We start from the raw sequence: 21,828 nt of genomic DNA, 5'->3' as shown, positions 1-21,828 counted from the left end.
TGATAGCCGTTCGCGGATAAATCCGCTCCTACAGGCCCGTGCAGGGGCGGATTTATTCGCGAGCCCGTCACCGATTACCTTAAGTAGGCTGCATGCCGATGAAATTCGCCAGTTCGGAGGTTTGCGGGTTGGCAAACAGGATTTTCGGGTCGCCCACCTCATGCACCTTGCCCTGGTGCATGAACACCAACTTGTCGCCCACCTCGCGGGCAAAGCGCATTTCATGGGTCACCATGATCAGCGTCATGCCGTCCTGGGCCAGTTGGCGCACTACAGTCAGCACCTCGTTGACCAGTTCCGGGTCCAGCGCCGAGGTGATTTCGTCGCACAGCAGCACTTTTGGCGACATGGCCAGCGCCCGGGCAATCGCCACGCGCTGTTGCTGGCCACCGGACAGGCGATCGGGGAAGGCGTCGAACTTCTCGCCCAGGCCCACCCGTTCCAACATGGTGCGCGCCAGTTCAGCGGCTTTGGCTTTCGGTACCTTCTGCACGACCTGAGGCGCGAGCATCACGTTTTCGCCCACGCTCAAGTGCGGGAACAGGTTGAACTGCTGGAACACCATGCCCACTTTCTGGCGCAAGCTGCGCAGGTCGGCCCGAGCGGCGTCGAGGTATTCGCCGTCTACTTCGATCACGCCGTCGTTGATCGACTCCAGGCCGTTCAGGGTGCGCAGCAGGGTGCTTTTGCCCGAGCCGCTGCGGCCGATGATCGCCACCACCTGGCCCTCTTCCACGGTCAGGTCGATGCCTTTGAGCACGTGGTGCTCGCCGTAGTATTTATGCAGCGCGGAAATTCTAAGCAGAGGCATGCAGTCTCCTTTCCAGATAGCGGGCACTGAGCGACAGTGGATAGCACAGGGCGAAATAGCCCAGCGCGACCAGGCCGTAGACCATGAAGGGTTCGAAAGTGGCGTTGGCGAGCATGCCGCCGGTCTTGGTCAATTCGGTAAAGCCGATGATCGAGGTCACTGCCGTGCCTTTGACCACCTGCACCGAGAAGCCCACCGTGGGCGCCACGGCGATACGCAGGGCCTGGGGCAGGATCACGTAGCGCAGTTGTTCGGTACGGGTCAGGGCCAGGCTGGCCGAGGCCTCCCACTGGCCATTGCCGATCGATTCGACGCAGCCGCGCCAGATCTCGGCCAGGTAGGCACTGGTAAACAGGGTCAGTGCCAATGCCGCGGCTAACCAAGGCGAAATATCGGCGCCCAGCAAGGCCACGCCGAAAAACACCAGAAACAGCTGCATCAACAGTGGCGTGCCCTGGAACACCTCGATATAGACGCGGGCGCATACCCGTGGCGCCGACAGCTTGCTGATGCGCAAGGTCATCACCAGCAGGCCGATCAGCCCGCCACCGATAAAAGCCACCAGGGTAAGCGCCAGCGTCCATTGCAGGCCGATCAGCAGGTTGCGCACGATGTCCCACAGGGTGAAATCCATCAGCGGCTCCTCGTGATGAAGCGTCGACCCAGCCAATTGAGCAGCATGCGGATCAGGATCGACATGGCCAAATAGATCAGCGTGGTCAGCACGTAGGTTTCAAAGGCGCGGAAGTTACGCGACTGGATGAAGTTGGCGTAGAAGCTCAGTTCCTGGGTAGCGATCTGCGAGCACACCGCCGAGCCCAGCATCACGATGATGATCTGGCTGCTCAGTGCCGGCCACACTTTGCCCAGTGCCGGTAGCAGCACCACGTGGCGGAACGCCTCGGCGCGGCTCATCGCCAGCGCCGCCGCCGCTTCCAGTTGCCCGCGGGGCACGGCCTGGATGCCGGCCCGGATGATCTCCGTGGAGTAGGCGCCCAGGTTGATCACCATGGCCAGCACGGCGGCTTGCCACTCGGTGATCTTGATGCCCAGCGACGGCAGCCCGAAGAAGATGAAGAACAATTGCACCAGGAACGGCGTGTTGCGGATCAGTTCGACGTACACGCCGAAGATCGCCGCGAACGGGCGGATCTTCCAGGCCCGCACCACGCCGCCAATGATGCCCAGGCCAACGCCGAGCAGGGCGCCGATGGCCGTCAGTTCCAGGGTGAACAGGGCGCCGCGCAACAGCAGGTCACTGTTGGCGAGCACCGGTTGGAAATTGAACTGGTAAGCCATGGGTTATCTCGGCGATCAGAGGTCGGCGGGCAGCGGCTGTTTCAACCAGGTCTGGGAGTTTTTTTCCAGGCTGCCGTCCTTCTTGGCAGCGCTGATGATCTCGTTGACCTTGGCCAGCAGTTGCGGCTCGTTCTTGTTGATACCCACGTATACCGGGGAATCCTTGAGCTTGACCTTCAGCGCCGGGATGCGCTTGGGGTTGCGCTCGCTGATGGCGACCATCACCACGTTGCCGCTGGCGATCAGGTCGACTTGCCCGGCCAGGTAGGCGGCGATGGTCGAGTTGTTGTCTTCGAAGCGCTTGATGGTCACGCCCTCGGGGGCCACTTTGGTCAGCTCGATGTCTTCGATGGCGCCACGGGTCACGCTGATGGTCTTGCCTTTGAGGTCATCAAGGGTCGCGACCGGCGCATCAGGTGGGCCGAATACCGCAAGGTAGAACGGCGCGTAGGCGCTGGAAAAGTCGATCACTTGCTCACGCTCCGGGTTCTTGCCCAGGCTTGAGATCACCAGGTCGACTTTGCCGGTGGTCAGGTAGGGGATGCGGTTGGTGCTGTTGACCGGAGTCAGTGCCAGTTTCACTTTCAGTTGGTCGGCGATCAGCTTCGCGGTGTCGATGTCCAGCCCACGTGGTTGCATGTCCGGGCCAACCGAGCCGAACGGCGGAAAGTCCTGCGGCACGGCGACTTTCAGTGTGCCGCTCTTGACGATGTCTTCCAGCGCATCGGCGTGGGCGGGTGCCTGGCTCAGCATCAGGCTGGCAAACAGGGCGGTAAGCAGGGCACTGCAACGCTTGGTCATGGTGCGATCTCCAAAATGAGTGCAAAGCCCAGTGCACAGGCCATGCCAGCATGGTGAAAAATACCTGCGGGCCGTGCGGGGCATGGTCTTACTGGTCTGAACAGTCGGCACTCTGGTCTACCTGCTTTTGCACCCTTTTGGACCAATGAATACGGGGCTTGAACCGTAATCGGGCGTCACTTGCGTGTTGGTGAAAATGGCTATAAAAGTAGCGTTTCCTGTGCAGCCGACTGCCTTACGTGATGACCTCAATGAACCGTGCCGTACCCGAAGTTGCCGTACAAGGCATTCGCCGACTGATCACCGAGCAGGGTTTCGGTGCAGGCGACGTATTGCCTTCCCAGCGCGACCTGGCCGAGCAACTGGGGGTTAGCCGGGCGTCACTGCGCGAGGCCTTGTCTACCCTCAGCGCGTTAGGCGTGGTCAGCGTGCAGCCGGGCAAAGGGGTGTTCGTGCAGGCAGAAGCTGCGCAGGTGCCGCTGGCCAGTGGCGTGGCGTGGCCGTTCGCGGCCCAGGCCACGCCTGCCGACATCTTCCAACTGCGCTACGCACTGGAAAGCTTCGCGGCCGGTTTGGCCGCGTTGACACTGACCGCCGATGAACTGGACAACCTGCAGGACAATGTCGAGGCTATGCGCCGGGAGTTGCGCGCTGGCGACTTCGAGGCGGCGGCGCGGCTGGACTTTGAATTTCACCGACGCATTCTGGTAGCCAGCGGCAACCAGGCGATGGCGAGCATCCTGGTGGCCAGCGCCGATATCTTCCTGGAAAGCCAGAAATTGCCGTTCATACGTGCCGAGCGCGCGATGGAAACCTGGCAGGAGCACCGCAAGATTCTCAAGGCCTTGGCCCGTCATGCCCCGGGGCCTGCGACCAAAGCAATGCAGGAACATATTCGGGGCGCCGCACTGCGCACTGGCATTGCTTTCACCGCACCCTGAACCGTTGATCGGTCAAATCTTGCAGAACTATAGTTAGAGTCAATCATCATCGGCTTCCTGTAGGGCCTCTGTGCCGTTATGATGGGCCACGTTTTTCCAGAATTCGACCGCGGAGACCCTTATGAGCAACGAGAAAATCGTGCACGTGACTGATGCAAGCTTTGAGGAAGCAGTGCTCAAGGCCAAGGGCCCTGTCCTCGTTGACTACTGGGCTGAGTGGTGCGGCCCTTGCAAAATGATCGCGCCAGTGTTGGACGAAATTGCCGACACCTACGCAGGCAAGCTGACCATCGCCAAGCTGAACATCGATGACAACCAGGAAACCCCGGCCAAGCATGGCGTGCGTGGTATCCCGACGCTGATGCTGTTCAAGGACGGCGAAGTGGCAGCGACCAAAGTGGGCGCACTGTCCAAGTCGCAGCTGGCTGCATTCCTGGATGCCAGCCTGTAAGGCCTGGCAATATCCGGTAAAAATAGCCCCGCACCTTGCGGGGCTTTTTCTTGGGCGCATGACTAGACGCCCGGAAACTCAGGTGGTACATTCGGCCTCGCACTGGTATCTCCTGTGCCCCCTGCAAGCCGTCGCCGACGCACTCCTACTCGAATTAGTACGCGATCCTGTCGCCTTCTCTGCGGCGCGGCCTCATTAAGCCCAAAGCTTAATTTCTCCCCTCCATACATGATTACGTCATTCCCTTATGAACCTGACTGAACTCAAGCAAAAGCCGATTACCGATCTGCTCGAAATGGCCGAACAGATGGGCATAGAAAATATGGCCCGTTCGCGCAAGCAAGATGTGATTTTCTCCCTGTTGAAGAAGCATGCCAAAAGCGGCGAGGAAATCTCGGGTGATGGCGTGCTGGAGATCCTCCAGGACGGCTTCGGCTTCCTGCGTTCCGCTGACGCTTCCTATCTGGCCGGCCCGGACGACATCTACGTCTCGCCAAGCCAGATCCGTCGCTTCAACCTGCGCACCGGCGACACCATCGTCGGCAAAATCCGCCCTCCTAAGGAAGGCGAGCGTTATTTCGCCCTGCTCAAGGTTGATACGATCAACTTTGACCGCCCGGAAAACGCGAAAAACAAGATTCTGTTCGAAAACCTGACGCCGCTGTTCCCTACCGTGCGCATGAAGATGGAAGCCGGCAACGGTTCCACCGAAGACCTCACCGGCCGCGTAATCGACCTGTGTGCGCCAATCGGCAAGGGCCAGCGTGGCCTGATCGTTGCTCCGCCAAAAGCGGGCAAGACCATCATGCTGCAGAACATCGCCGCGAACATCACGCGTAACAACCCTGAAGTTCACCTGATCGTGCTGCTGATCGACGAACGCCCGGAAGAAGTAACCGAAATGCAGCGCACCGTGCGCGGCGAAGTGGTTGCCTCGACGTTCGACGAGCCGCCAACCCGTCACGTGCAAGTGGCCGAAATGGTCATCGAAAAGGCCAAGCGCCTGGTCGAGCACAAAAAGGACGTGGTTATCCTGCTGGACTCTATCACCCGTCTGGCCCGTGCCTACAACACCGTCATCCCGAGCTCCGGCAAGGTACTGACCGGTGGCGTGGACGCGCACGCCCTGGAGAAACCAAAGCGTTTCTTCGGTGCTGCCCGTAACATCGAGGAAGGCGGCTCGCTGACCATCATCGCTACCGCGCTGGTTGAAACCGGCTCGAAGATGGATGAAGTGATCTACGAAGAGTTCAAGGGTACCGGTAACATGGAACTGCCCCTGGACCGCAAGATCGCTGAGAAGCGCGTCTTCCCGGCCATCAACATCAACCGTTCCGGCACCCGCCGCGAAGAGTTGCTGACTGCCGATGACGAACTGCAGCGTATGTGGATCCTGCGCAAACTGCTGCACCCGATGGACGAAGTCGCTGCCATCGAGTTCCTGATCGACAAGCTGAAGCAGACCAAGACCAACGACGAGTTCTTCTTGTCGATGAAGCGCAAGTAAGCCATTGCGTGATGCAAGAGCCGGGGAAACCCGGCTTTTTGCTATCTGCGATCGGCGTTACACTCTGCACCCCGGCGATTACGAGGCTGACGCATGCAATATCGCGATTTGCGCGACTTTATCCGCGGTCTGGAACAGCGTGGAGAGCTCAAGCGCATCCAGATCCCGATCTCTCCAATACTGGAAATGACTGAGGTCTGCGACCGCACCTTGCGTGCCAAAGGCCCTGCGTTGCTGTTCGAAAAACCGACAGGCTTCGACATTCCAGTGCTCGGCAACCTGTTTGGCACGCCCGAGCGCGTGGCCTTGGGCATGGGGGCAGAGGCGGTCAGCGAGTTGCGTGAGATCGGCAAGCTGTTGGCCTTCCTCAAAGAGCCCGAGCCGCCGAAGGGGCTCAAGGACGCTTGGTCCAAGCTGCCGATCTTCCGCAAAATCATTGCCATGGCGCCCAAGGTCGTCAAGGACGCCCCGTGCCAGGAAGTGGTGCTGGAGGGCGACGACGTCGACCTCGGCACATTGCCCGTGCAGCATTGCTGGCCGGGTGATGTGGCGCCGTTGATTACCTGGGGCCTGACCGTTACCAAGGGCCCGAACAAGGACCGGCAGAACCTGGGCATCTATCGCCAGCAGGTCATCGGCCGCAACAAAGTGATCATGCGCTGGTTAAGCCACCGTGGCGGCGCGCTGGATTATCGCGAGTGGTGCGAAAAACACCCGGGCCAGCCGTTCCCGGTGTCCGTGGCCCTGGGTGCAGACCCGGCCACCATCCTGGGCGCCGTTACCCCGGTGCCCGATAGCCTGTCCGAATATGCCTTTGCCGGCCTGCTGCGTGGCAACCGTACCGAATTGGTCAAATGCCGCGGCAACGACCTGCAAGTGCCGGCCACTGCCGAGATCGTGCTGGAGGGCGTGATTCACCCCGGCGAAATGGCGCCCGAAGGCCCTTACGGTGACCACACTGGCTACTACAACGAGGTCGACAGCTTCCCGGTGTTTACCGTGGAGCGCATCACCCATCGGGTGAAGCCGATCTACCACAGCACCTACACCGGCCGCCCGCCTGACGAGCCAGCGATCCTGGGCGTGGCGCTGAACGAAGTGTTCGTGCCGATCCTGCAGAAACAGTTCCCGGAAATCACCGACTTCTACCTGCCGCCCGAAGGCTGCTCGTATCGTATGGCAGTGGTGACCATGAAGAAGCAGTACCCAGGCCACGCCAAGCGCGTGATGCTGGGTGTGTGGTCGTTTTTGCGACAGTTCATGTACACCAAGTTCGTTATCGTGACCGACGACGACATCAATGCGCGGGACTGGAACGACGTTATCTGGGCCATCACCACGCGCATGGACCCCAAGCGTGACACGGTGATGATCGACAACACCCCGATCGATTACCTGGATTTCGCCTCGCCGGTCTCCGGGCTAGGCTCGAAGATGGGCCTGGACGCCACGCACAAGTGGCCCGGTGAAACCACCCGCGAATGGGGGCGCGTCATCGTCAAGGATGAAGCGGTCACCAAACGTATCGACGAGCTCTGGAACCAGTTGGGAATAGATTGATGCGTGTGACCTTGCAGCCTTCCGGGGCAGTGCTGGAATTGTTGCCCGGCGAACGGATTCTCGAAGCCGCCCAGCGGCTGGGCTATGACTGCCCGCAAAGCTGTCGCAACGGCAATTGCCACGTGTGCTGCGCCTTGCTGGTAGAGGGGCGCGTGCGTCAGGACGGCCAGGAGCGCGATCATGGCGAGCTGTACACCTGCATCGCCGAGCCGTTGGAAGATTGCGTGGTGCTGTGGGACGGCGTGTTGGCCAAAGGCGAGTTGCCGGTGCGCAAGCTGTCGTGCCAGCTCAGTGGCTGCGATGACCTGGGCGGCGACGTGTGGCGCGTGCGGTTGCGTGCACCGGCCGGTAAGCCGCCGCGTTACCACGCCGGCCAATACCTGATGATCGAACGTGAGGGCGGCGAGAGATCGGCTTTTTCCCTGGCCTCTGCGCCGCACAGTGGTCGCGACCTGGAGTTGCACGTGCTGGTGCGCGAAGCCAGTGCACAAACCCTGATCGAACAGCTCAAACGCAACGCAATGGCGCGCGTGGAGTTGCCCTTCGGCGATACCCACCTGGCCGAGTTGCCCGACGGACCACTGGTTTTGATCGCCGCAGGGACCGGCATGGCGCAAATGAATAGCCTGATCGAGGAATGCCGCTCCCGCGGCTTCAAGCACCCGGTACACCTGTACTGGGGCGTGCGCCGGCCCGAAGACTTCTATCAGATCGAGCATTGGGCGCAGTGGCAGCAGTTGCCCAACCTTTATCTGCACAAGGTGGTGAGCGATCTGTGTGGTTGGGAGGGGCGCTGCGGCCTGTTGCACGAGGCCGTTTGCGAAGACATCAAGGACCTTTCCAGCGTGCATGTGTACGCCAGCGGATCGCCGGCAATGATCTATGGCACGCTCGATGCTTTAGTCAATGCAGGCATGGACGCCCACCAGATGCGCGCGGACGTTTTTGCCTACGCGCCTCGGCCTTAGATTTGCGGCGTATTGTTCGCGGATAAATCCGCTCCTACAGACATTCCCGTGTCCCAGTAGGAGCGGATTCATCCGCGAAAAGAGCGCCGCGCAACATCAGGTACACCGCAGCGCGTTCTTCGCGGATAAATCCGCTCCTACAGGGCTTTTGCCATTCTGTAGGAACCGATTCATCCGTGAAAAGGCCACTTCGTTCTATCAGGCAGTCAGTTGCGCCGCTATCTTGAATATTTTCTTTAAATCCGGGCGCAACGACTTGTTTTCCTGAGCGTATCTGCCATACGGTAATAGTGCACTACAGCTTATCGAGTACAGTGATTGGCCTCAGCCAACTCACGGGGATATCAGGCGACTGCTTATGTCGGCAATCGAAACTGCTAGCTTGAATGTGGTTTACCCACCGTCGCTCGACCTCGGGCCGCAACTGACCCACGAGCAACTCCTTCATTCGCTCCAGAAAACCATGTCTCGCCACCAGGGTGGCCCGGTCTGGCTGTTCGCCTACGGCTCGTTGATCTGGCGCCCCGAATGCCCGGCTGTAGAGCGCCGCCGCGCGCGGGTGCATGGGTTCCATCGCGGGCTGTACTTGTGGTCTCACGAACATCGTGGCACGCCGGAATGCCCGGGGCTGGTGTTCGGCCTGGATCGCGGCGGCTCATGCAGCGGGTTCGCCTACCGCCTGCCCGAGGACAAGCTCGAAGACTCGCTGCTGGCGCTGTGGGAACGGGAGATGCCCTATCCGTCCTATCGGCCGCATTGGCTCAACTGTCGGCTGGAAGATGGCAGCAAGGTCCAGGCGCTGGGTTTTGTGCTTGAGCGTCATCTGCCCAGTTACGCCGGAAATCTGCCCGACAACCTGCTGACCCAGATCCTGGCCAGTGCTTGCGGGCGCTTCGGTACCACGCGCGACTACGTGGAACAGACCATCAGCGCCCTGCGCAGCCACGAAATGCCCGACCGCAACCTGGAAGCGCGCATCAAGCGCTGCCATGCGCGGTCGGACGGCTAGCGACCTAGCGGATATGTTTGTACAGGGTACGGTCCATGGACAGGTCGGCAGACAGTCCGGTCGCCGGGCTCAGGTAAGGCCCGTTGACCTCGCTGAAGCCCATGCCCTTGCTGCCTAGCGACACTGCGCGCTCGCCTTTTTCATTTTCCGTGATAAGGGTGTAAGAGTGCTTCTGCATGTTTATGTAGTCGCTTTCCTGAGCCAGTATCGCCTTCTGCCTCTGCTCGATGGCGCGGTCGTCGAGCATCAACATTTTGTCCAGGCTCACGTCCCAGCGGGTCAGGCAAACCTCGGCCAGGTGGCGAACGATTTCGCCAGGTTCGGCAAGTGCCTTGGTGCCCTTGTTGCCGTCCGGCGCGGCGTTGCCCACCAGAGTTCCATGGCGACCGAACATCGGGTAGATCGACACCTTGGTATTGGCCGCAGTCATGGGGATCACGCAGGCGAAGCCTTTCGAGCGTTCGTCGCGGGCATATAACCCGACGTATTCCTTGACGTTATTGCCCAGGGTGACCTTTTCCAGTTGGAAATTAAGGATGCCGGGTACCGGGTCGACGGCAAAAATATTGACCGGGATGTGCTTGAGCTCCGGGTCGGCAAGCATCGCGTTGGCCAGCATGTGGCAACTGATACCGCCGCGGCTCCAGCCGACCAAGTTGACCTGCGTGGGAAGAATGCCATCCTTGCGGAACATTCTGATGATGCCCTGCTGCAGGTCTTGCTGGGTGACCTTGCGATTGCCGTAGTCGTAAGTGCGCCACCAGAAGCGGCCTTCTTCTTCGACCTCATGGATGGGAATACCGGCCTCTTTCAGGCGGTCAAAGTTTTCCTGGGTCAGCTTCTGGCGCTTCCAGGCGACGTCACCCTTGATCATGTTGACCGCGTGATTGACGTTCTCTTCCCAGCCGGTGCCAAACGCCACGCCCGCGTAGGGGTGGTCCTTGGTCTGTATGGTCAGTTCGTCGCTCTGCAGGTTGCCGCTGCCGGGGCCATCGAGGACGATCCAGTGGGCAAATTCCTTGTCCAGAGTATTGTTGGCAAGGGTCGAAACCAGCTCGCCGTTCCAATAACTGTGATGCTGATCATCGAAGCGGTTCGAGCCGGTGCCGCAAAAGTAAACGGTAAAAGTACTCATGGCATGTGTGCCCTTCTGGTTGGAGAGGGCACACTTCAAAGGTTTTCAAGGCGCTCGGGAATGCGGAAGGCATTCCGGTTGCGGCACTGTTATTCAGCGTACCTTGACTACCACTTTGCCGACGGCCTTGCGCTGGCCCAGGGTATCGATTGCTTGGCCCGTGTGTTCCAGTGCAAAGGTTTGTGACACCAAAGGCTTGAGCTTGCCCTCGGCAAACCAGCCAAACAATTGCTTGAAGTTGGCAGCGTTATCCTGTGGCTGGCGCTGGGCAAACGAGCCCCAGAACACGCCAACGATCGACGCGCCCTTGAGCAGGGCCAGGTTAACCGGGAACTCCGGGATGCGCCCGCTGGCGAAGCCGACCACCAACAGGCGGCCATTCCAGGCGATGGAGCGCGCGGCCTGGTCGAACAGGTCGCCACCCACCGGGTCGTAGATCACGTCGGCGCCATTGCCGTCGGTGAGGCGCTTGATCTCCTCCTTGAGATTGGTCTCGGTATAGTTGATCAATTCATCGGCACCGGCCAGGCGGGCAACTTCCAGCTTTTCGCTGCTGCTGGCAGCGGCAATTACCCGGGCACCCATGGCCTTGCCGATTTCCACGGCGGCCAGCCCCACGCCTCCCGATGCGCCTAGTACCAGCAAGGTTTCGCCTGGTTGCAGTAGGGCACGCTGTTTGAGCGCGTGCATGGAAGTGCCATAGGTCATGCTGAAAGCTGCAGCCGTGACGAAGTCCATGCCATCGGGGATCGGCATCACGTTGTAGCCCGGCACGGCGATCTGCTCGGCAAAGCTGCCCCAACCCGTCAGGCCCATCACCCGGTCACCGACTTTCAGGTGGGTGATCTTCTCGCCCACCGCACTCACCACGCCGGCCGCTTCGCCACCCGGTGAGAACGGGAACGGCGGTTTGAACTGGTACTTGCCCTCGATGATCAGCGTATCCGGGAAGTTGACCCCGGCGGCGTGCACATCCAGCAGGATTTCGTTCTTCTTGGCCTGTGGGCTGGCCACTTCTTCCAGCACCAGCGTTTCGGCGGGGCCGAAGGCTTTGCACAACACAGCTTTCATCGGGCTATTCCTTTGCAGGTTTTGGCCGATAGTGTAGGTGTGCCCGTGAAGGGGTCAACGAGCATGCCCCGAGCTGATAGCCGGCCATAAGCCATGGTGGCGAGCGGAAAGTTGATATGCTTGCGCCAACTGTATGAGGAGTGAAAGTGTGAAAGCGTGGATCTTGATGATGCTGGCCCTGTCGCTGCCGGTTTCGGCGTTCGCGGAAGAGGGCGGCAAGGAAGAAGGCGGAGCGCCGAAAGTGGCCTACGTCTCGCTGACCCCGCCTTTCGTGGGCAACTACGCCTTGGACGGTAGCCCGCGCCTGCACGTGTACAAGGCCGACGTCGCCTTGAAGGTGACCGGTGCCGAGGCCGAGGCGGCCGTCAAGCACCAGGACCCGCTGATTCGCAATCAGTTGGTCGCGTTGTTCGCCCAGCAAACGGTCGACTCGCTGAGCAACGTGGAGTCCAAGGAAAAACTGCGCCAGGAAGCCCTCAAGCAGGTTCAGCAGGTGATGAACACCGAGGAAGGCAAGCCTATCGTCGAAGACCTGCTGTTCAACAACCTGATCGTTCAGTAAACCTCAGCGCAATGCCAGCACGGCTGCCCATTGTTCGGCCGTGACTGGCATCACCGAGAGCCGGCTGCCCTTTTGCACCAACGGCAATTCGGCCAGAGCCGTTTGCTGTTTCAGGTAGCCTAGGCCCAGCACCTTGCCGAAGGTTTGCACGTGGGTCACGTCGATGGCGCTCCAAGGGTTCTTGTCGGCATTGGCTTTGGGGTCGTGATAATGGCTTTGCGGGTCCAGCGCGGTAGGGTCCGGGTAGGCAGCGGCGTTGATGCGGGCGATGCCGGCGATGCCCGGCTCCGGGCAACTTGAGTGGTAGAAGAAAAACTCATCGCCTTGGGCCATTGCGCGGATGAAGTTGCGCGCCTGGTAATTGCGCACGCCATCCCAACGGGTGTTGCCCAGCCGCGCGAGGTCTTCGATGGACAGTTCATCGGGCTCGGATTTCATCAGCCAGAAGGCCATTTTGTATCTCCTTGAACAATGCGGACGGCGCCTGTGTGGCAGTTTCAATACAACCCGACAGCCGGTTGGCGTCAACGTTTGCGTGTCGCGTCATGTTGCCGCAGAATGCGCCCATTTTAAGCTTGACGCTGCTGCACGGCCTACTGAAAAACCGTCGCTGACACCGTTACTGATTTGCCTGAAGGGGGGCAATCAATGCGCCGTAACAAAGTGGATTTGCTATGGGTTCTGGTGATTTTGTTCGGTTTGGGTGTCGTGACCACAGGCTATGCACAGTCTCGCTGGGAGCGTAGCCCCGACATGCCCGTCGAATTGGTAGCCGCGCCAGCCGCACACCGATGAGCAGTTTCGCAGATGAACATGCTCCTGTAGGAGCGGATTCATCCGCGAAACAAACACCGCCTCACTGCGCCAGATACCAGCGCCTGTCCGAAACCGTGCCCTGCAGCGGCACGTCCCAACTGGCCTGGTCCAGCCGCTCTACCTTCTGACATTCATGGGCCAGCCCCAACAGCACCGGCTTGTGCCAGGCGTTGCGACGCGCTCGGTAGGCCAGGCTGCGGTCGTAGAACCCACCGCCCATTCCCAGCCTGCCCCCGACTTCGTCGAACCCAACCAACGGTAGCAGGATCAAATCCAGCGCCCAGATGGTGCGTTGGCGCGCCGGGTTGATGTGCGGCTCAAGGATGCGAAAGCGATTGGGCCGTAGTTTCTCTGCGGGCGCGATGCGCTGGAACACCATCTTGGTTCGCGGCCAGGCGCTCAGCACCGGCAGGTAGGCGTGCTTGCCGCGCTTGTGCGCCTCGCGCAGCAACAGGCGCGGGTCGATTTCGCAATCGCTGGGCAGGTACAGGGCAATGTGCCGGGAACGGCGGAAAAGCGGGTGCTGCGCCAGTTGGCGATACAAGCCTTGGGCGGCTTGGCGTTGCTCGGCTTTGGTAAGGGCGCGGCGGGCATTGCGCAGCAGGCGGCGCAACTGGGGGCGGGAAAGCGGCGCTTGAGCGGTCATGGCGCGGTTGTTCCTGAGTGACCCAGGCCAGCGCTGGGCTGGCCTGGGTTACTGAATCTGGACTCCCCGACGAACCGCTGTCGGTGTAGCCCTTGAACCCGAAAGTTCAAGGTGGAGATTGCAGGAGGCGTTCAGGCTTTCCGTCAAGCGGACATGCACACCGGCCCCAACGTGCAACCCCCGTGGTTGTGCGTATCGGCTCAGGGACATGACCGACTGGCAAGCACTCCAGGGAGCGGCGCAAGTATACCCGAAACAATTGAAATGTTTCAGCTTTGGCTTGTGTCCTGATCGGTGGCAAGCACCAAATCCACTCGTTCGAGTAGATCGCGCACTTGCTCGCGGGTCGATCCGCTCACCTGCAAGTCCGGTACATCCTGCTTGTGCAGCAGGTCGTGGGTAATGTTCAGGGCGGCCATCACGGCGATGCGGTCGGCGCCGATGACTTTGCCGCTGCTGCGGATCTCGCGCATCTTGCCGTCCAGGTAGCGGGCCGCGCTCACCAGGTTGCTGCGCTCTTCCTGCGGGCAGATGATCGAATACTCTTTGTCGAGGATCTGCACGGTGACGCTATTGCTTGAACTCATGAGTCTTGCTCCAGGGCCTTGAGGCGCGAAATCATGGACTCGACCTTACGCCGGGCGATTTCATTTTTTTCAATGAGGTGTGCGCGCTCCTCGCGCCAGGTCTTTTCCTGAGCTAATAGGAGTCCGTTTTGCCGTTTTAGTTGCTCGACTCGGTCAATCAGCGATTCAAGTCGGCCCATCAGCGCTAGCAGGTCATTGTGTTCCATGGAGTCCCGTTCGATTCGATCGGTTAGAGGCGCAAGGCCTGGCGTCAGTAACGAGTTGGCCGCGTCGATGGTCTTGGCGCGCCTGCCGGTGCTAGGATACAAGGTCTCCATTCTAGTCATTGCGCCGCTTGGCGCCTAGTTGCCCATGTCTATTCAAAATTCTCCGTATCAAGGCTTCGCCACCCTGCTTAGCGCCGGTGGTCACCCCGTTTCCCCAGCCGAGCTGCATGGCCTGTTGTTGGGCCGCAGTTGCGCTGGCGCAGGCTTCGACGCCGAAGGCTGGCTGGCCGATGCCGCGTTGCTGCTGGAAACCGAACCGGCCGACAACGTGCGTAATGCACTGATCGGCCTGCAAGAAATGGTCAAGGGCGAGTTGTCTGGCGACGACATGACCGTGGTCGTGCTGCTGCCCAGCGACGAAGCGCCGCTGACCGAGCGCGCCACGGCCCTGGGCCAATGGTGCCAAGGCTTCCTCAACGGCTTCGGGCTGAACGCTGGCGGCAAGGACCTGAGCCAGGAAGCGACCGAAATCATCCAGGACCTGGCCGCCATCGCCCAGGTTCAGGAAGCGTTGGAAGAATCCGAAGACGGCGAAGCCGACTACATGGAAGTCATGGAATACCTGCGCGTGGCGCCATTGTTGCTGTTCACCGAGCTGGGCAAACCGGTGGAAGCCGCCAAGCCTTCCCTGCACTGACGCTGAAAAAGGACACCCTGTGCCAGTCATTCATATCCCGAAGTCGGAATACGCCCGTCGACGCAAGGCTCTGATGGCGCAGATGGAGCCCAACAGCATCGCTATCCTGCCGGCAGCTGCCGTGGCGATTCGCAACCGCGACGTCGAACACGTCTACCGCCAGGACAGCGACTTCCAGTACCTGAGCGGTTTTCCGGAGCCGGAGGCGGTCATCGCCCTGATTCCGGGCCGCGAACACGGTGAGTACGTGCTGTTTTGCCGTGAACGCAACCCCGAGCGTGAGTTGTGGGATGGCCTGCGGGCCGGTCAGGAAGGTGCCATTAGGGATTTTGGCGCTGATGATGCCTTTCCGATCGCTGACATCGACGACATCCTGCCCGGCCTGATCGAAGGCCGCGACCGGGTGTATTCGGCCATGGGCAGCAACGCCGAATTCGACCGGCACTTGATGGAGTGGATCAACGTGATCCGCTCCAAGGCCAATTTGGGCTCGCAACCGCCCAACGAGTTCGTAGCCCTGGACCACCTGCTGCACGACATGCGCCTGTACAAGTCAGCCAATGAAGTAAAGGTGATGCGCGAGGCGGCGGCCATCTCGGCCCGTGCCCACGTGCGTGCCATGCAGGCTAGCCGCGCGGGTTTGCATGAGTACAGCCTGGAAGCGGAGCTGGACTACGAGTTCCGCAAGGGTGGGGCGAAGATGCCGGCCTACGGCTCTATCGTCGCGGCCGGGCGTAATGCCTGCATCCTGCATTATCAGGAAAACGATGCGGTGCTCAAGGACGGCGACCTGGTGCTGATCGATGCCGGTTGCGAGATCGATTGCTACGCCAGCGACATCACCCGCACGTTCCCGGTCAGCGGCAAATTCTCGCCTGAGCAAAAGGCGATCTATGAGCTGGTGCTCAAGTCGCAGGAAGCCGCTTTCGCCGCCATCGGCCCGGACAAGCATTGGAACCAGGCCCACGAAGCCACGGTGCGAGTCATCACGGCGGGTTTGGTGGAGTTAGGGCTGCTGCAGGGCGATGTTGGCGAGTTGATCGCCAGCGAAGCCTACCGTGCCTTCTACATGCACCGGGCCGGCCATTGGCTAGGCCTGGATGTGCATGACGTGGGCGAATACAAGGTGGGTGGCGAATGGCGGGTGCTTGAGCCGGGCATGACCCTGACCGTGGAGCCCGGTATTTATATTTCACCGGACAACCTGAATGTCGCGAAAAAATGGCGCGGCATTGGTGTTCGTATCGAGGACGACGTTGTGGTAACCCGACACGGCTGTGAAATCCTGACCGGTGGCGTACCCAAGACGGTCGCCGAAATCGAAGCCTTGATGGCTGCCGCGCGTACCCACGCCGCATGAACCGCACCGATATCGCAATAATCGGCGGGGGCCTGGTAGGGGCCAGCCTGGCGCTGGCGCTGCAGGCCGGGGCCAAGGCACGTGGCTGGAAAATCGTGCTCATCGAGCCGTTCGCGCCCGGCGACAGCTATCAACCCAGCTACGACGCCCGGTCTTCGGCACTGTCTTACGGCACGCGGCAGATCTACGAGCGCCTGGGCCTGTGGCAGCCTATCGCCCGACGTGCCGAGCCGATCAAGCAAATCCATGTGTCTGACCGTGGCCGCTTTGGCGTGACCCGCCTCACGGCGCTGGAGGAAGGCGTGCCGGCGCTGGGCTACGTGGTGGAAAACGCCTGGCTGGGCCAGACCCTGTGGCAGGCCCTGGACCCCGATGTGGTCAGTTGGCGCTGCCCGGCCGAAGTCACCCGGCTGCAGGTGCAGGAAGGCGGCTATCGCCTGACCCTGGGCGACGAGACCCAACTGGATTGCAGCCTGGCCGTGCTGGCCGACGGAGGCCGCTCCAACCTGCGCGAGCAGTTGGGCATCGGCATCCGCCGCCGCGCCTACGAGCAAAGTGCGCTGATCGCCAATATCTCGCCCAGCGAGGCCCACTGCGGGATGGCCTTCGAGCGCTTTACCGATGACGGCCCGCTGGCCTTGCTGCCGGTGACCGACAACCGCTGCGCGCTGGTCTGGACCCGCCGCGGCATGGATGCCAAGCGCCTGGCCGAGATCGACGAGCGCGGCTTCCTGCGCGAGTTGCAGGCGGCCTTCGGCTATCGCCTGGGCACCCTGCAACAGGTGGGTGCGCGGCACTTGTACCCGTTGACACTGGTAGAAGCCGAAGAGCAGGTGCGGCCGCATCTGGTCGTGCTGGGCAATGCCGCCCACGCCCTGCACCCGATTGCCGGGCAAGGCTTCAATCTGTCGCTGCGCGATGTGCAGTCACTTGCCGATGCCTTGCTGGCCAGCAAGGCTGAGCCAGGGGATTTTGCGACCTTGCGCGGTTATCGCGAGCGCCAGCGGGGTGATCAGGCCATGACCGTGGGGTTCTCCGACCAAGTCACGAAACTATTTGGCACCACCCAGCCGCTTGTCGCCGCCGGGCGCAACCTGGGCCTGTTGGGCCTGGACCTGTTGCCGCCCGCCAAGCGTTGGTTTGCCCGCCAGGCCATGGGCCTGGGCACCCGCGCCGACCTGCAGGGCTGACCGTGGCAGGGGCGTCCATTCAAATTCTTTACGTGCGGCCTGCGCCGCATAAGAGGCAAGCTTAAGCATGGAAATGCGTGCAGATCTGGTGATAGTCGGTGCCGGCATGGTCGGCAGCGCCCTGGCGTTGGCCTTGCAGAACAGCGGGTTGGAAATCCTGCTGGTCGACGGCAGCCCCATGAGCGTCAAGGCTTATGACCGGCAAGCGCCGTTCGAGCCACGGGTTAGCGCCCTGTCGGCGGCCAGCCAGCGCATCCTCGAACGCCTGGGGGCTTGGGGCGGCATGCAGGGCCGGCGCGTCAGCCCCTACAGCGACATGCACGTGTGGGATGGCAGCGGCACCGGGCAGATCCACTTCGCCGCGGCCAGCGTGCACGCCGAGCACTTGGGGCACATCGTTGAAAACCGCGTGGTGCAGGACGCTTTGCTCGAGTGCCTGCACGACAGTGAAATCGGCCTGCTGGCCAATGCGCGCCTGGAGCAGATGCGCCGCTCGGGTGACGATTGGCTGCTGACCCTGGCCGATGGCCGCACTGTGCGCACGCCGCTGGTGGTGGCGGCCGATGGTGCGCACTCGGCGGTGCGCCGCCTGACCGGCTGCGAAACACGGGAGTGGGATTACCTGCACCACGCCATCGTCACCAGCGTGCGCTGCACCCAGGCCCACCAGCGTACCGCCTGGCAGCGGTTCACCGATGATGGCCCGCTGGCGTTCCTGCCACTGGATCGCGATGACGGCGCGCACTGGTGCTCGATTGTCTGGTCGACCACGCCGGAACAAGCCCAGCGTTTGATGGCGCTGGATGACGCAACGTTCTGCCACGAACTTGAGCGGGCCTTCGAAGGCCGCCTGGGCCAGGTCGAGCATGCCGACGCCCGGGTTTGCGTGCCGCTGCGCCAGCGCCATGCCAAGCGTTACGTGGCCCAAGGCCTGGCACTGATCGGCGACGCCGCGCACACCATCCACCCGCTTGCCGGGCAGGGCGTGAACCTGGGCTTTCTGGATTCGGCAGTGCTGGCCGAGGAGTTGCAGCGCGCCCTGGACCGCGGCGAGCGGCTGGCCGACGTCAAGGTGCTGAGCCGCTACGAGCGTCGGCGCATGCCACACAACCTGGCGCTGATGGCCGCCATGGAAGGGTTCGAGCGGCTGTTCCAGGCCGATCCGCTGCCGGTGCGCTGGTTGCGCAACAGTGGTTTGAAGTGGGTGGAGCAATTGCCCGAAGCCAAGGCGGTTTTCGTCCGGCAAGCCCTGGGCCTGAGTGGCGACTTGCCGGAATTGGCCAAACCCTGAAGCTGTTGCAACATCCGGTAACTACTGACTTTCGACTTCGGTTGAGCAGCGAAATGCGATTCTCTACCATTTCGCCCTTAATTGGATATCGAGGGTCTGCACATGTCGGCACGCAAGCGTCTGTTAACCGCCTTGGCACTGGCGCTGTTCGCCACCGACGTGAAGGCTGCCGATGAAGTGGTGGTGTACTCCTCGCGCATCGATGAGTTGATCAAGCCGGTATTCGACGCCTACACCGCGCAAACCGGGGTGAAGATCAAGTTCATCACCGACAAGGAAGCGCCGCTGATGCAGCGCATCAAGGCCGAAGGCGAGAACGCCACGGCCGACCTGCTGCTCACCGTCGACGCCGGCAACCTGTGGCAGGCCGAGAAGATGGGCATCCTGCAGCCCATCCAGTCCAAGGTGATCGACGCCAACATCCCCGCGCAATACCGCTCCTCCACCCATGAGTGGACCGGCCTGAGCTTGCGCGCGCGCACCATTGTGTACTCCACCAGCCGGGTAAAACCCGAGCAGCTCTCTACCTACGAAGCCCTGGCCGACAAGGAATGGGAGGGCCGGTTGTGCCTGCGCACGGGGAAAAAAGTCTACAACCAGTCGCTGACCGCCACCCTGATCGAAACCCACGGCGCCGAGCAGACGGAAAACATCCTCAAGGGCTGGGTCAACAACCTGTCCACCGACGTTTTCTCCGATGACATCGCGGTCATCCAGGCAATCAACGCCGGGCAGTGCGACGTAGGTATCGTCAACACTTACTACTACGGCCGGCTGCACAAGCAGGACCCGGCCCTGGCCGTGAAGCTGTTCTGGCCCAACCAGGCCGACCGTGGCGTGCACGTGAACCTGTCGGGCATCGGCCTGACGCGCCATGCTCCGCACCCGCAGGCGGCCAAGGCATTGGTGGAGTGGATGACCGGTGCCCAGGCGCAAAAGCTGTTTGCCGACATCAACCAGGAATTCCCGGCCAACCCAAGTGTGTCGCCGTCGGCCGAAGTGGCCAGCTGGGGCACGTTCAAGCCCGACGCCTTGCCGGTTGAAGTGGCCGGTAAGCGCCAGGCCGAAGCCATCCGCCTGATGGACCGCGCCGGCTGGAATTGAAACTGCGCGTCACTGCGCAGGAGCGGATTTAGCCGCGAACCGGCCACCGCCGTCCCACCTGGCACACCGCGTTGTGTGCTTGGCGGATAAATCCGCGCCTACAGGAATGTGTGATTGAAATACGTGACCCAACGCCGCTGGTACCCGCTGGTGTTCGCCATCGCGGCGTTGGTTCTGCTGCCCCTCAGCGTCCTGGCGTTGTCTTGGCAACATGTCGACCAGCAGATCTGGGCGCATCTGTGGGACACCCAAATGACTCGCCTGCTGGGCAACACCCTGACCTTGATCGTCGGCGTAGGCATCGGTGTCACGCTGCTGGGCGTAAGCCTGGCCTGGCTGACCAGCCTGTGCGAGTTTCCTGGCCGGCGTTGGCTGGACTGGGCCTTGATGCTGCCTTTCGCCATCCCTGCGTACGTGCTGGCGTTTGTGTTTGTCGGGCTGCTGGATTTCGCCGGGCCGGTGCAGACGTTGCTGCGCGAGATTTTCGGCAGCGGCCTGCGGCTGCCGCGGGTGCGCTCCACCGGCGGCGTGATCCTGGTATTGGTGCTGGTGTTCTACCCCTACGTGTACTTGCTGGCCCGCACGGCGTTCCTGGCCCAGGGTAAAGGTCTGATGGAAGCTGCGCGAGTACTGGGGCAATCACCGCTGCAGGCGTTCTGGCGCGTCGCACTGCCCATGGCGCGTCCGGCCATCGGCGCCGGCGTGGCATTGGCACTGATGGAGACCCTGGCCGATTTTGGCGCGGTGGCGGTGTTCAACTACGACACCTTCACCACGGCGATCTACAAGACCTGGTATGGCTTCTTCAGCCTGTCCAGCGCCGCCCAACTGGCCAGCTTGCTGCTGGTGGCGGTGATGCTGGTGCTGTATGGCGAACGCCGGGCACGCGGGGCCCAGCTCGCCGCCAGCGAAAAGCCGCGAGGCAAGGCGCTGTACCCGCTCAAGGGCGTCAAGGCCCTGGCGGCCAGCACCTGGTGTGGGTTGGTGTTCGCCTGTGCCTTCGTCATACCCGTCGTGCAACTGGTGGCGTGGTGTTGGCAGCGCGGGCGGTTTGACTTGGACGAACGCTACAGCGGCTTGATCCTGCATTCACTTTACCTTGGCGCATTGGCGGCGCTGATTACCGTCAGCGTGGCACTGCTGCTGGCGTTCGCCCGCCGGCAGGCCCCCACGCCGGCCATACGCGCAGGGGTCAGCCTGGCGAACCTGGGCTACGCGCTGCCAGGCTCGGTGCTGGCGGTGTCGATCATGCTTGCCTTCAGCTACCTGGACCGCGAACTGGTCATCCCCGTGTCGGCGTGGTTGGGCGGTGCGGGTAAACCGTTGCTGCTGGGCAGCCTCTGCGCGTTGCTGTTGGCCTACCTGGTACGCTTCATCGCCGTGGCTTATGGGCCGCTGGAAAGCAGCCTGGCGCGTATTCGCCCGTCGCTGCCAGAAGCCGCGCGCAGCCTGGGCGTAGGCGGGCCACGGTTGTTCCTCAAGGTGTATGCGCCGCTGTTGGTGCCAGGGGCGTTGAGCGCGGCACTGCTGGTGTTCGTCGATGTGCTCAAGGAGATGCCGGCCACCTTGTTGATGCGCCCGTTCGGCTGGGACACGCTGGCAGTCAGGGTGTTTGAAATGACCAGCGAAGGGGAGTGGGCGCGCGCCTCGTTGCCGGCCCTGACGCTGGTGCTGGTGGGGTTGTTGCCGGTCATCGGTTTGATTCGACGTTCGGCACGGCAGATCGGTCAAACTTCGTAATCGGTCAGCCTTTAGGTGTCAGGGGCTGCCCTTGCAGCTACAATGCGCGGCATTCGGCGCGCACGGCCACCCCGGC

The 21,828-nt window shown here is 61.7% G+C and carries 23 protein-coding genes and 1 other RNA gene; 13 read left to right on the top strand and 11 right to left on the bottom strand.

Translation table 11 applies throughout. The features are described 5' to 3' along the window. Window positions 1–79: 79 nt before the first annotated feature. The 4 genes from L9B60_RS10470 to L9B60_RS10455 are packed head-to-tail and all read right to left on the bottom strand — an operon-like array spanning window position 80 to window position 2,911. Window positions 80–811, bottom strand: a complete 732-nt coding sequence (locus tag L9B60_RS10470; protein ID WP_249678415.1) for an amino acid ABC transporter ATP-binding protein — start codon at window positions 809–811, stop codon at window positions 80–82. Next, window positions 798–1,448, bottom strand: coding sequence for an amino acid ABC transporter permease (locus L9B60_RS10465; RefSeq protein WP_249679703.1), 651 nt, complete (start codon window positions 1,446–1,448; stop codon window positions 798–800). Before L9B60_RS10465 ends, L9B60_RS10470 begins: the two co-directional genes overlap by 14 nt. Beyond that, complete coding sequence (locus tag L9B60_RS10460; RefSeq protein ID WP_249678414.1) at window positions 1,445–2,110, bottom strand: amino acid ABC transporter permease; 666 nt, start codon at window positions 2,108–2,110, stop codon at window positions 1,445–1,447. Before L9B60_RS10460 ends, L9B60_RS10465 begins: the two co-directional genes overlap by 4 nt. A 15-nt stretch (window positions 2,111–2,125) precedes the next feature. Continuing rightward, a complete protein-coding gene (locus L9B60_RS10455; protein ID WP_249678413.1) occupies window positions 2,126–2,911 on the bottom strand; it encodes a transporter substrate-binding domain-containing protein in 786 nt (261 codons plus the stop codon). A 242-nt stretch (window positions 2,912–3,153) separates the two neighbouring features. Here L9B60_RS10455 and L9B60_RS10450 point away from each other — a divergent pair, with 242 nt between their 5' ends. From L9B60_RS10450 to L9B60_RS10425, 6 genes are all read left to right on the top strand, one after another. Next, window positions 3,154–3,852 (top strand): FadR/GntR family transcriptional regulator, encoded by a 699-nt coding sequence (locus L9B60_RS10450; RefSeq protein ID WP_249678412.1) that lies wholly within the window; start codon window positions 3,154–3,156, stop codon window positions 3,850–3,852. A gap of 121 nt (window positions 3,853–3,973) precedes the next feature. Then, window positions 3,974–4,303: a thioredoxin TrxA gene (gene trxA, locus L9B60_RS10445; protein ID WP_249678411.1), complete on the top strand. Its 330-nt coding sequence runs from the start codon at window positions 3,974–3,976 to the stop codon at window positions 4,301–4,303. Between the two features lie 247 nt (window positions 4,304–4,550). Beyond that, a complete protein-coding gene (gene rho, locus L9B60_RS10440) occupies window positions 4,551–5,810 on the top strand; it encodes a transcription termination factor Rho (protein ID WP_249678410.1) in 1,260 nt (419 codons plus the stop codon). Window positions 5,811–5,903: 93 nt separating this feature from the next. Further along, on the top strand, window positions 5,904–7,370 hold the full coding sequence (ubiD, locus tag L9B60_RS10435) for a 4-hydroxy-3-polyprenylbenzoate decarboxylase (RefSeq protein WP_249678409.1): 1,467 nt from the start codon (window positions 5,904–5,906) through the stop codon (window positions 7,368–7,370). Then, window positions 7,370–8,338: a CDP-6-deoxy-delta-3,4-glucoseen reductase gene (locus L9B60_RS10430; protein ID WP_249678408.1), complete on the top strand. Its 969-nt coding sequence runs from the start codon at window positions 7,370–7,372 to the stop codon at window positions 8,336–8,338. The genes ubiD and L9B60_RS10430 overlap by 1 nt, the downstream gene beginning before the upstream one ends. 358 nt (window positions 8,339–8,696) lie before the next feature. Continuing rightward, window positions 8,697–9,347, top strand: a complete 651-nt coding sequence (locus tag L9B60_RS10425) for a gamma-glutamylcyclotransferase (RefSeq protein ID WP_249678407.1) — start codon at window positions 8,697–8,699, stop codon at window positions 9,345–9,347. 4 nt (window positions 9,348–9,351) lie between these two features. Here the strand turns inward: L9B60_RS10425 and L9B60_RS10420 are convergent, their stop codons facing one another. Both L9B60_RS10420 and L9B60_RS10415 read right to left on the bottom strand, forming a co-directional pair. Next, a complete protein-coding gene (locus L9B60_RS10420; RefSeq protein ID WP_249678406.1) occupies window positions 9,352–10,482 on the bottom strand; it encodes a hypothetical protein in 1,131 nt (376 codons plus the stop codon). A 93-nt stretch (window positions 10,483–10,575) separates the two neighbouring features. Further along, a complete protein-coding gene (locus L9B60_RS10415; RefSeq protein ID WP_249678405.1) occupies window positions 10,576–11,553 on the bottom strand; it encodes an NADPH:quinone oxidoreductase family protein in 978 nt (325 codons plus the stop codon). Window positions 11,554–11,701: 148 nt separating this feature from the next. Between L9B60_RS10415 and L9B60_RS10410 the strand changes: the two genes are divergently transcribed. Beyond that, window positions 11,702–12,115, top strand: a complete 414-nt coding sequence (locus L9B60_RS10410; RefSeq protein ID WP_249678404.1) for a flagellar basal body-associated protein FliL — start codon at window positions 11,702–11,704, stop codon at window positions 12,113–12,115. Between the two features lie 3 nt (window positions 12,116–12,118). On the opposite strand, the gene L9B60_RS10405 is transcribed toward L9B60_RS10410, so the two are convergent. The 5 genes from L9B60_RS10405 to L9B60_RS10385 form a co-directional block, all read right to left on the bottom strand. Continuing rightward, a complete protein-coding gene (locus L9B60_RS10405; RefSeq protein WP_249678403.1) occupies window positions 12,119–12,568 on the bottom strand; it encodes an EVE domain-containing protein in 450 nt (149 codons plus the stop codon). A gap of 403 nt (window positions 12,569–12,971) precedes the next feature. Next, window positions 12,972–13,577 (bottom strand): 5-formyltetrahydrofolate cyclo-ligase, encoded by a 606-nt coding sequence (locus tag L9B60_RS10400; protein WP_249678402.1) that lies wholly within the window; start codon window positions 13,575–13,577, stop codon window positions 12,972–12,974. Between the two features lie 59 nt (window positions 13,578–13,636). After that, window positions 13,637–13,815: non-coding RNA, 6S RNA (ssrS, locus tag L9B60_RS10395), on the bottom strand. A gap of 31 nt (window positions 13,816–13,846) precedes the next feature. Beyond that, complete coding sequence (locus L9B60_RS10390) at window positions 13,847–14,164, bottom strand: cell division protein ZapA (RefSeq protein WP_249678401.1); 318 nt, start codon at window positions 14,162–14,164, stop codon at window positions 13,847–13,849. Further along, window positions 14,161–14,370: a TIGR02449 family protein gene (locus L9B60_RS10385; RefSeq protein WP_249678400.1), complete on the bottom strand. Its 210-nt coding sequence runs from the start codon at window positions 14,368–14,370 to the stop codon at window positions 14,161–14,163. Before L9B60_RS10385 ends, L9B60_RS10390 begins: the two co-directional genes overlap by 4 nt. A 145-nt stretch (window positions 14,371–14,515) precedes the next feature. Here L9B60_RS10385 and L9B60_RS10380 point away from each other — a divergent pair, with 145 nt between their 5' ends. From L9B60_RS10380 to L9B60_RS10355, 6 genes are all read left to right on the top strand, one after another. Continuing rightward, complete coding sequence (locus L9B60_RS10380) at window positions 14,516–15,067, top strand: YecA/YgfB family protein (RefSeq protein WP_249678399.1); 552 nt, start codon at window positions 14,516–14,518, stop codon at window positions 15,065–15,067. Window positions 15,068–15,086: 19 nt separating this feature from the next. After that, window positions 15,087–16,427 (top strand): Xaa-Pro aminopeptidase, encoded by a 1,341-nt coding sequence (gene pepP, locus L9B60_RS10375; protein WP_283780598.1) that lies wholly within the window; start codon window positions 15,087–15,089, stop codon window positions 16,425–16,427. Continuing rightward, a complete protein-coding gene (gene ubiH, locus L9B60_RS10370; protein WP_249678398.1) occupies window positions 16,424–17,617 on the top strand; it encodes a 2-octaprenyl-6-methoxyphenyl hydroxylase in 1,194 nt (397 codons plus the stop codon). The genes pepP and ubiH overlap by 4 nt, the downstream gene beginning before the upstream one ends. A gap of 73 nt (window positions 17,618–17,690) precedes the next feature. After that, on the top strand, window positions 17,691–18,908 hold the full coding sequence (locus tag L9B60_RS10365) for a 2-octaprenyl-3-methyl-6-methoxy-1,4-benzoquinol hydroxylase (RefSeq protein WP_249679701.1): 1,218 nt from the start codon (window positions 17,691–17,693) through the stop codon (window positions 18,906–18,908). A 102-nt stretch (window positions 18,909–19,010) separates the two neighbouring features. Continuing rightward, a complete protein-coding gene (locus L9B60_RS10360) occupies window positions 19,011–20,012 on the top strand; it encodes an extracellular solute-binding protein (RefSeq protein WP_249678397.1) in 1,002 nt (333 codons plus the stop codon). Between the two features lie 114 nt (window positions 20,013–20,126). After that, complete coding sequence (locus tag L9B60_RS10355) at window positions 20,127–21,752, top strand: ABC transporter permease (protein ID WP_249678396.1); 1,626 nt, start codon at window positions 20,127–20,129, stop codon at window positions 21,750–21,752. Window positions 21,753–21,828 lie beyond the last annotated feature (76 nt).

The sequence above is a fragment of the Pseudomonas abieticivorans genome (assembly GCF_023509015.1).
Taxonomy (GTDB): Bacteria; Pseudomonadota; Gammaproteobacteria; order Pseudomonadales; family Pseudomonadaceae; genus Aquipseudomonas; species Aquipseudomonas abieticivorans.
Note: the sequence above shows the minus strand (reverse complement) of the source record. Positions and strands in the feature narration are given on the sequence as shown.

Excerpts from the sequence above, each read along its gene's own strand:
- L9B60_RS10420 (WP_249678406.1), bottom strand. The coding sequence starts at position 10,482 with ATGAGTACTTTTACCGTTTACTTTTGCGGCACCGGCTCGAACCGCTTC.
- L9B60_RS10455 (WP_249678413.1), bottom strand. The coding sequence starts at position 2,911 with ATGACCAAGCGTTGCAGTGCCCTGCTTACCGCCCTGTTTGCCAGCCTG.
- L9B60_RS10365 (WP_249679701.1), top strand. The coding sequence starts at position 17,691 with ATGCGTGCAGATCTGGTGATAGTCGGTGCCGGCATGGTCGGCAGCGCC.
- L9B60_RS10400 (WP_249678402.1), bottom strand. The coding sequence starts at position 13,577 with ATGACCGCTCAAGCGCCGCTTTCCCGCCCCCAGTTGCGCCGCCTGCTG.
- L9B60_RS10360 (WP_249678397.1), top strand. The coding sequence starts at position 19,011 with ATGTCGGCACGCAAGCGTCTGTTAACCGCCTTGGCACTGGCGCTGTTC.
- L9B60_RS10425 (WP_249678407.1), top strand. The coding sequence starts at position 8,697 with ATGTCGGCAATCGAAACTGCTAGCTTGAATGTGGTTTACCCACCGTCG.
- ubiH (WP_249678398.1), top strand. The coding sequence starts at position 16,424 with ATGAACCGCACCGATATCGCAATAATCGGCGGGGGCCTGGTAGGGGCC.
- trxA (WP_249678411.1), top strand. The coding sequence starts at position 3,974 with ATGAGCAACGAGAAAATCGTGCACGTGACTGATGCAAGCTTTGAGGAA.
- L9B60_RS10460 (WP_249678414.1), bottom strand. The coding sequence starts at position 2,110 with ATGGCTTACCAGTTCAATTTCCAACCGGTGCTCGCCAACAGTGACCTG.
- L9B60_RS10390 (WP_249678401.1), bottom strand. The coding sequence starts at position 14,164 with ATGAGTTCAAGCAATAGCGTCACCGTGCAGATCCTCGACAAAGAGTAT.
- rho (WP_249678410.1), top strand. The coding sequence starts at position 4,551 with ATGAACCTGACTGAACTCAAGCAAAAGCCGATTACCGATCTGCTCGAA.
- L9B60_RS10450 (WP_249678412.1), top strand. The coding sequence starts at position 3,154 with ATGACCTCAATGAACCGTGCCGTACCCGAAGTTGCCGTACAAGGCATT.
- ubiD (WP_249678409.1), top strand. The coding sequence starts at position 5,904 with ATGCAATATCGCGATTTGCGCGACTTTATCCGCGGTCTGGAACAGCGT.
- L9B60_RS10405 (WP_249678403.1), bottom strand. The coding sequence starts at position 12,568 with ATGGCCTTCTGGCTGATGAAATCCGAGCCCGATGAACTGTCCATCGAA.
- L9B60_RS10470 (WP_249678415.1), bottom strand. The coding sequence starts at position 811 with ATGCCTCTGCTTAGAATTTCCGCGCTGCATAAATACTACGGCGAGCAC.
- L9B60_RS10415 (WP_249678405.1), bottom strand. The coding sequence starts at position 11,553 with ATGAAAGCTGTGTTGTGCAAAGCCTTCGGCCCCGCCGAAACGCTGGTG.
- L9B60_RS10385 (WP_249678400.1), bottom strand. The coding sequence starts at position 14,370 with ATGGAACACAATGACCTGCTAGCGCTGATGGGCCGACTTGAATCGCTG.
- L9B60_RS10380 (WP_249678399.1), top strand. The coding sequence starts at position 14,516 with ATGTCTATTCAAAATTCTCCGTATCAAGGCTTCGCCACCCTGCTTAGC.
- L9B60_RS10430 (WP_249678408.1), top strand. The coding sequence starts at position 7,370 with ATGCGTGTGACCTTGCAGCCTTCCGGGGCAGTGCTGGAATTGTTGCCC.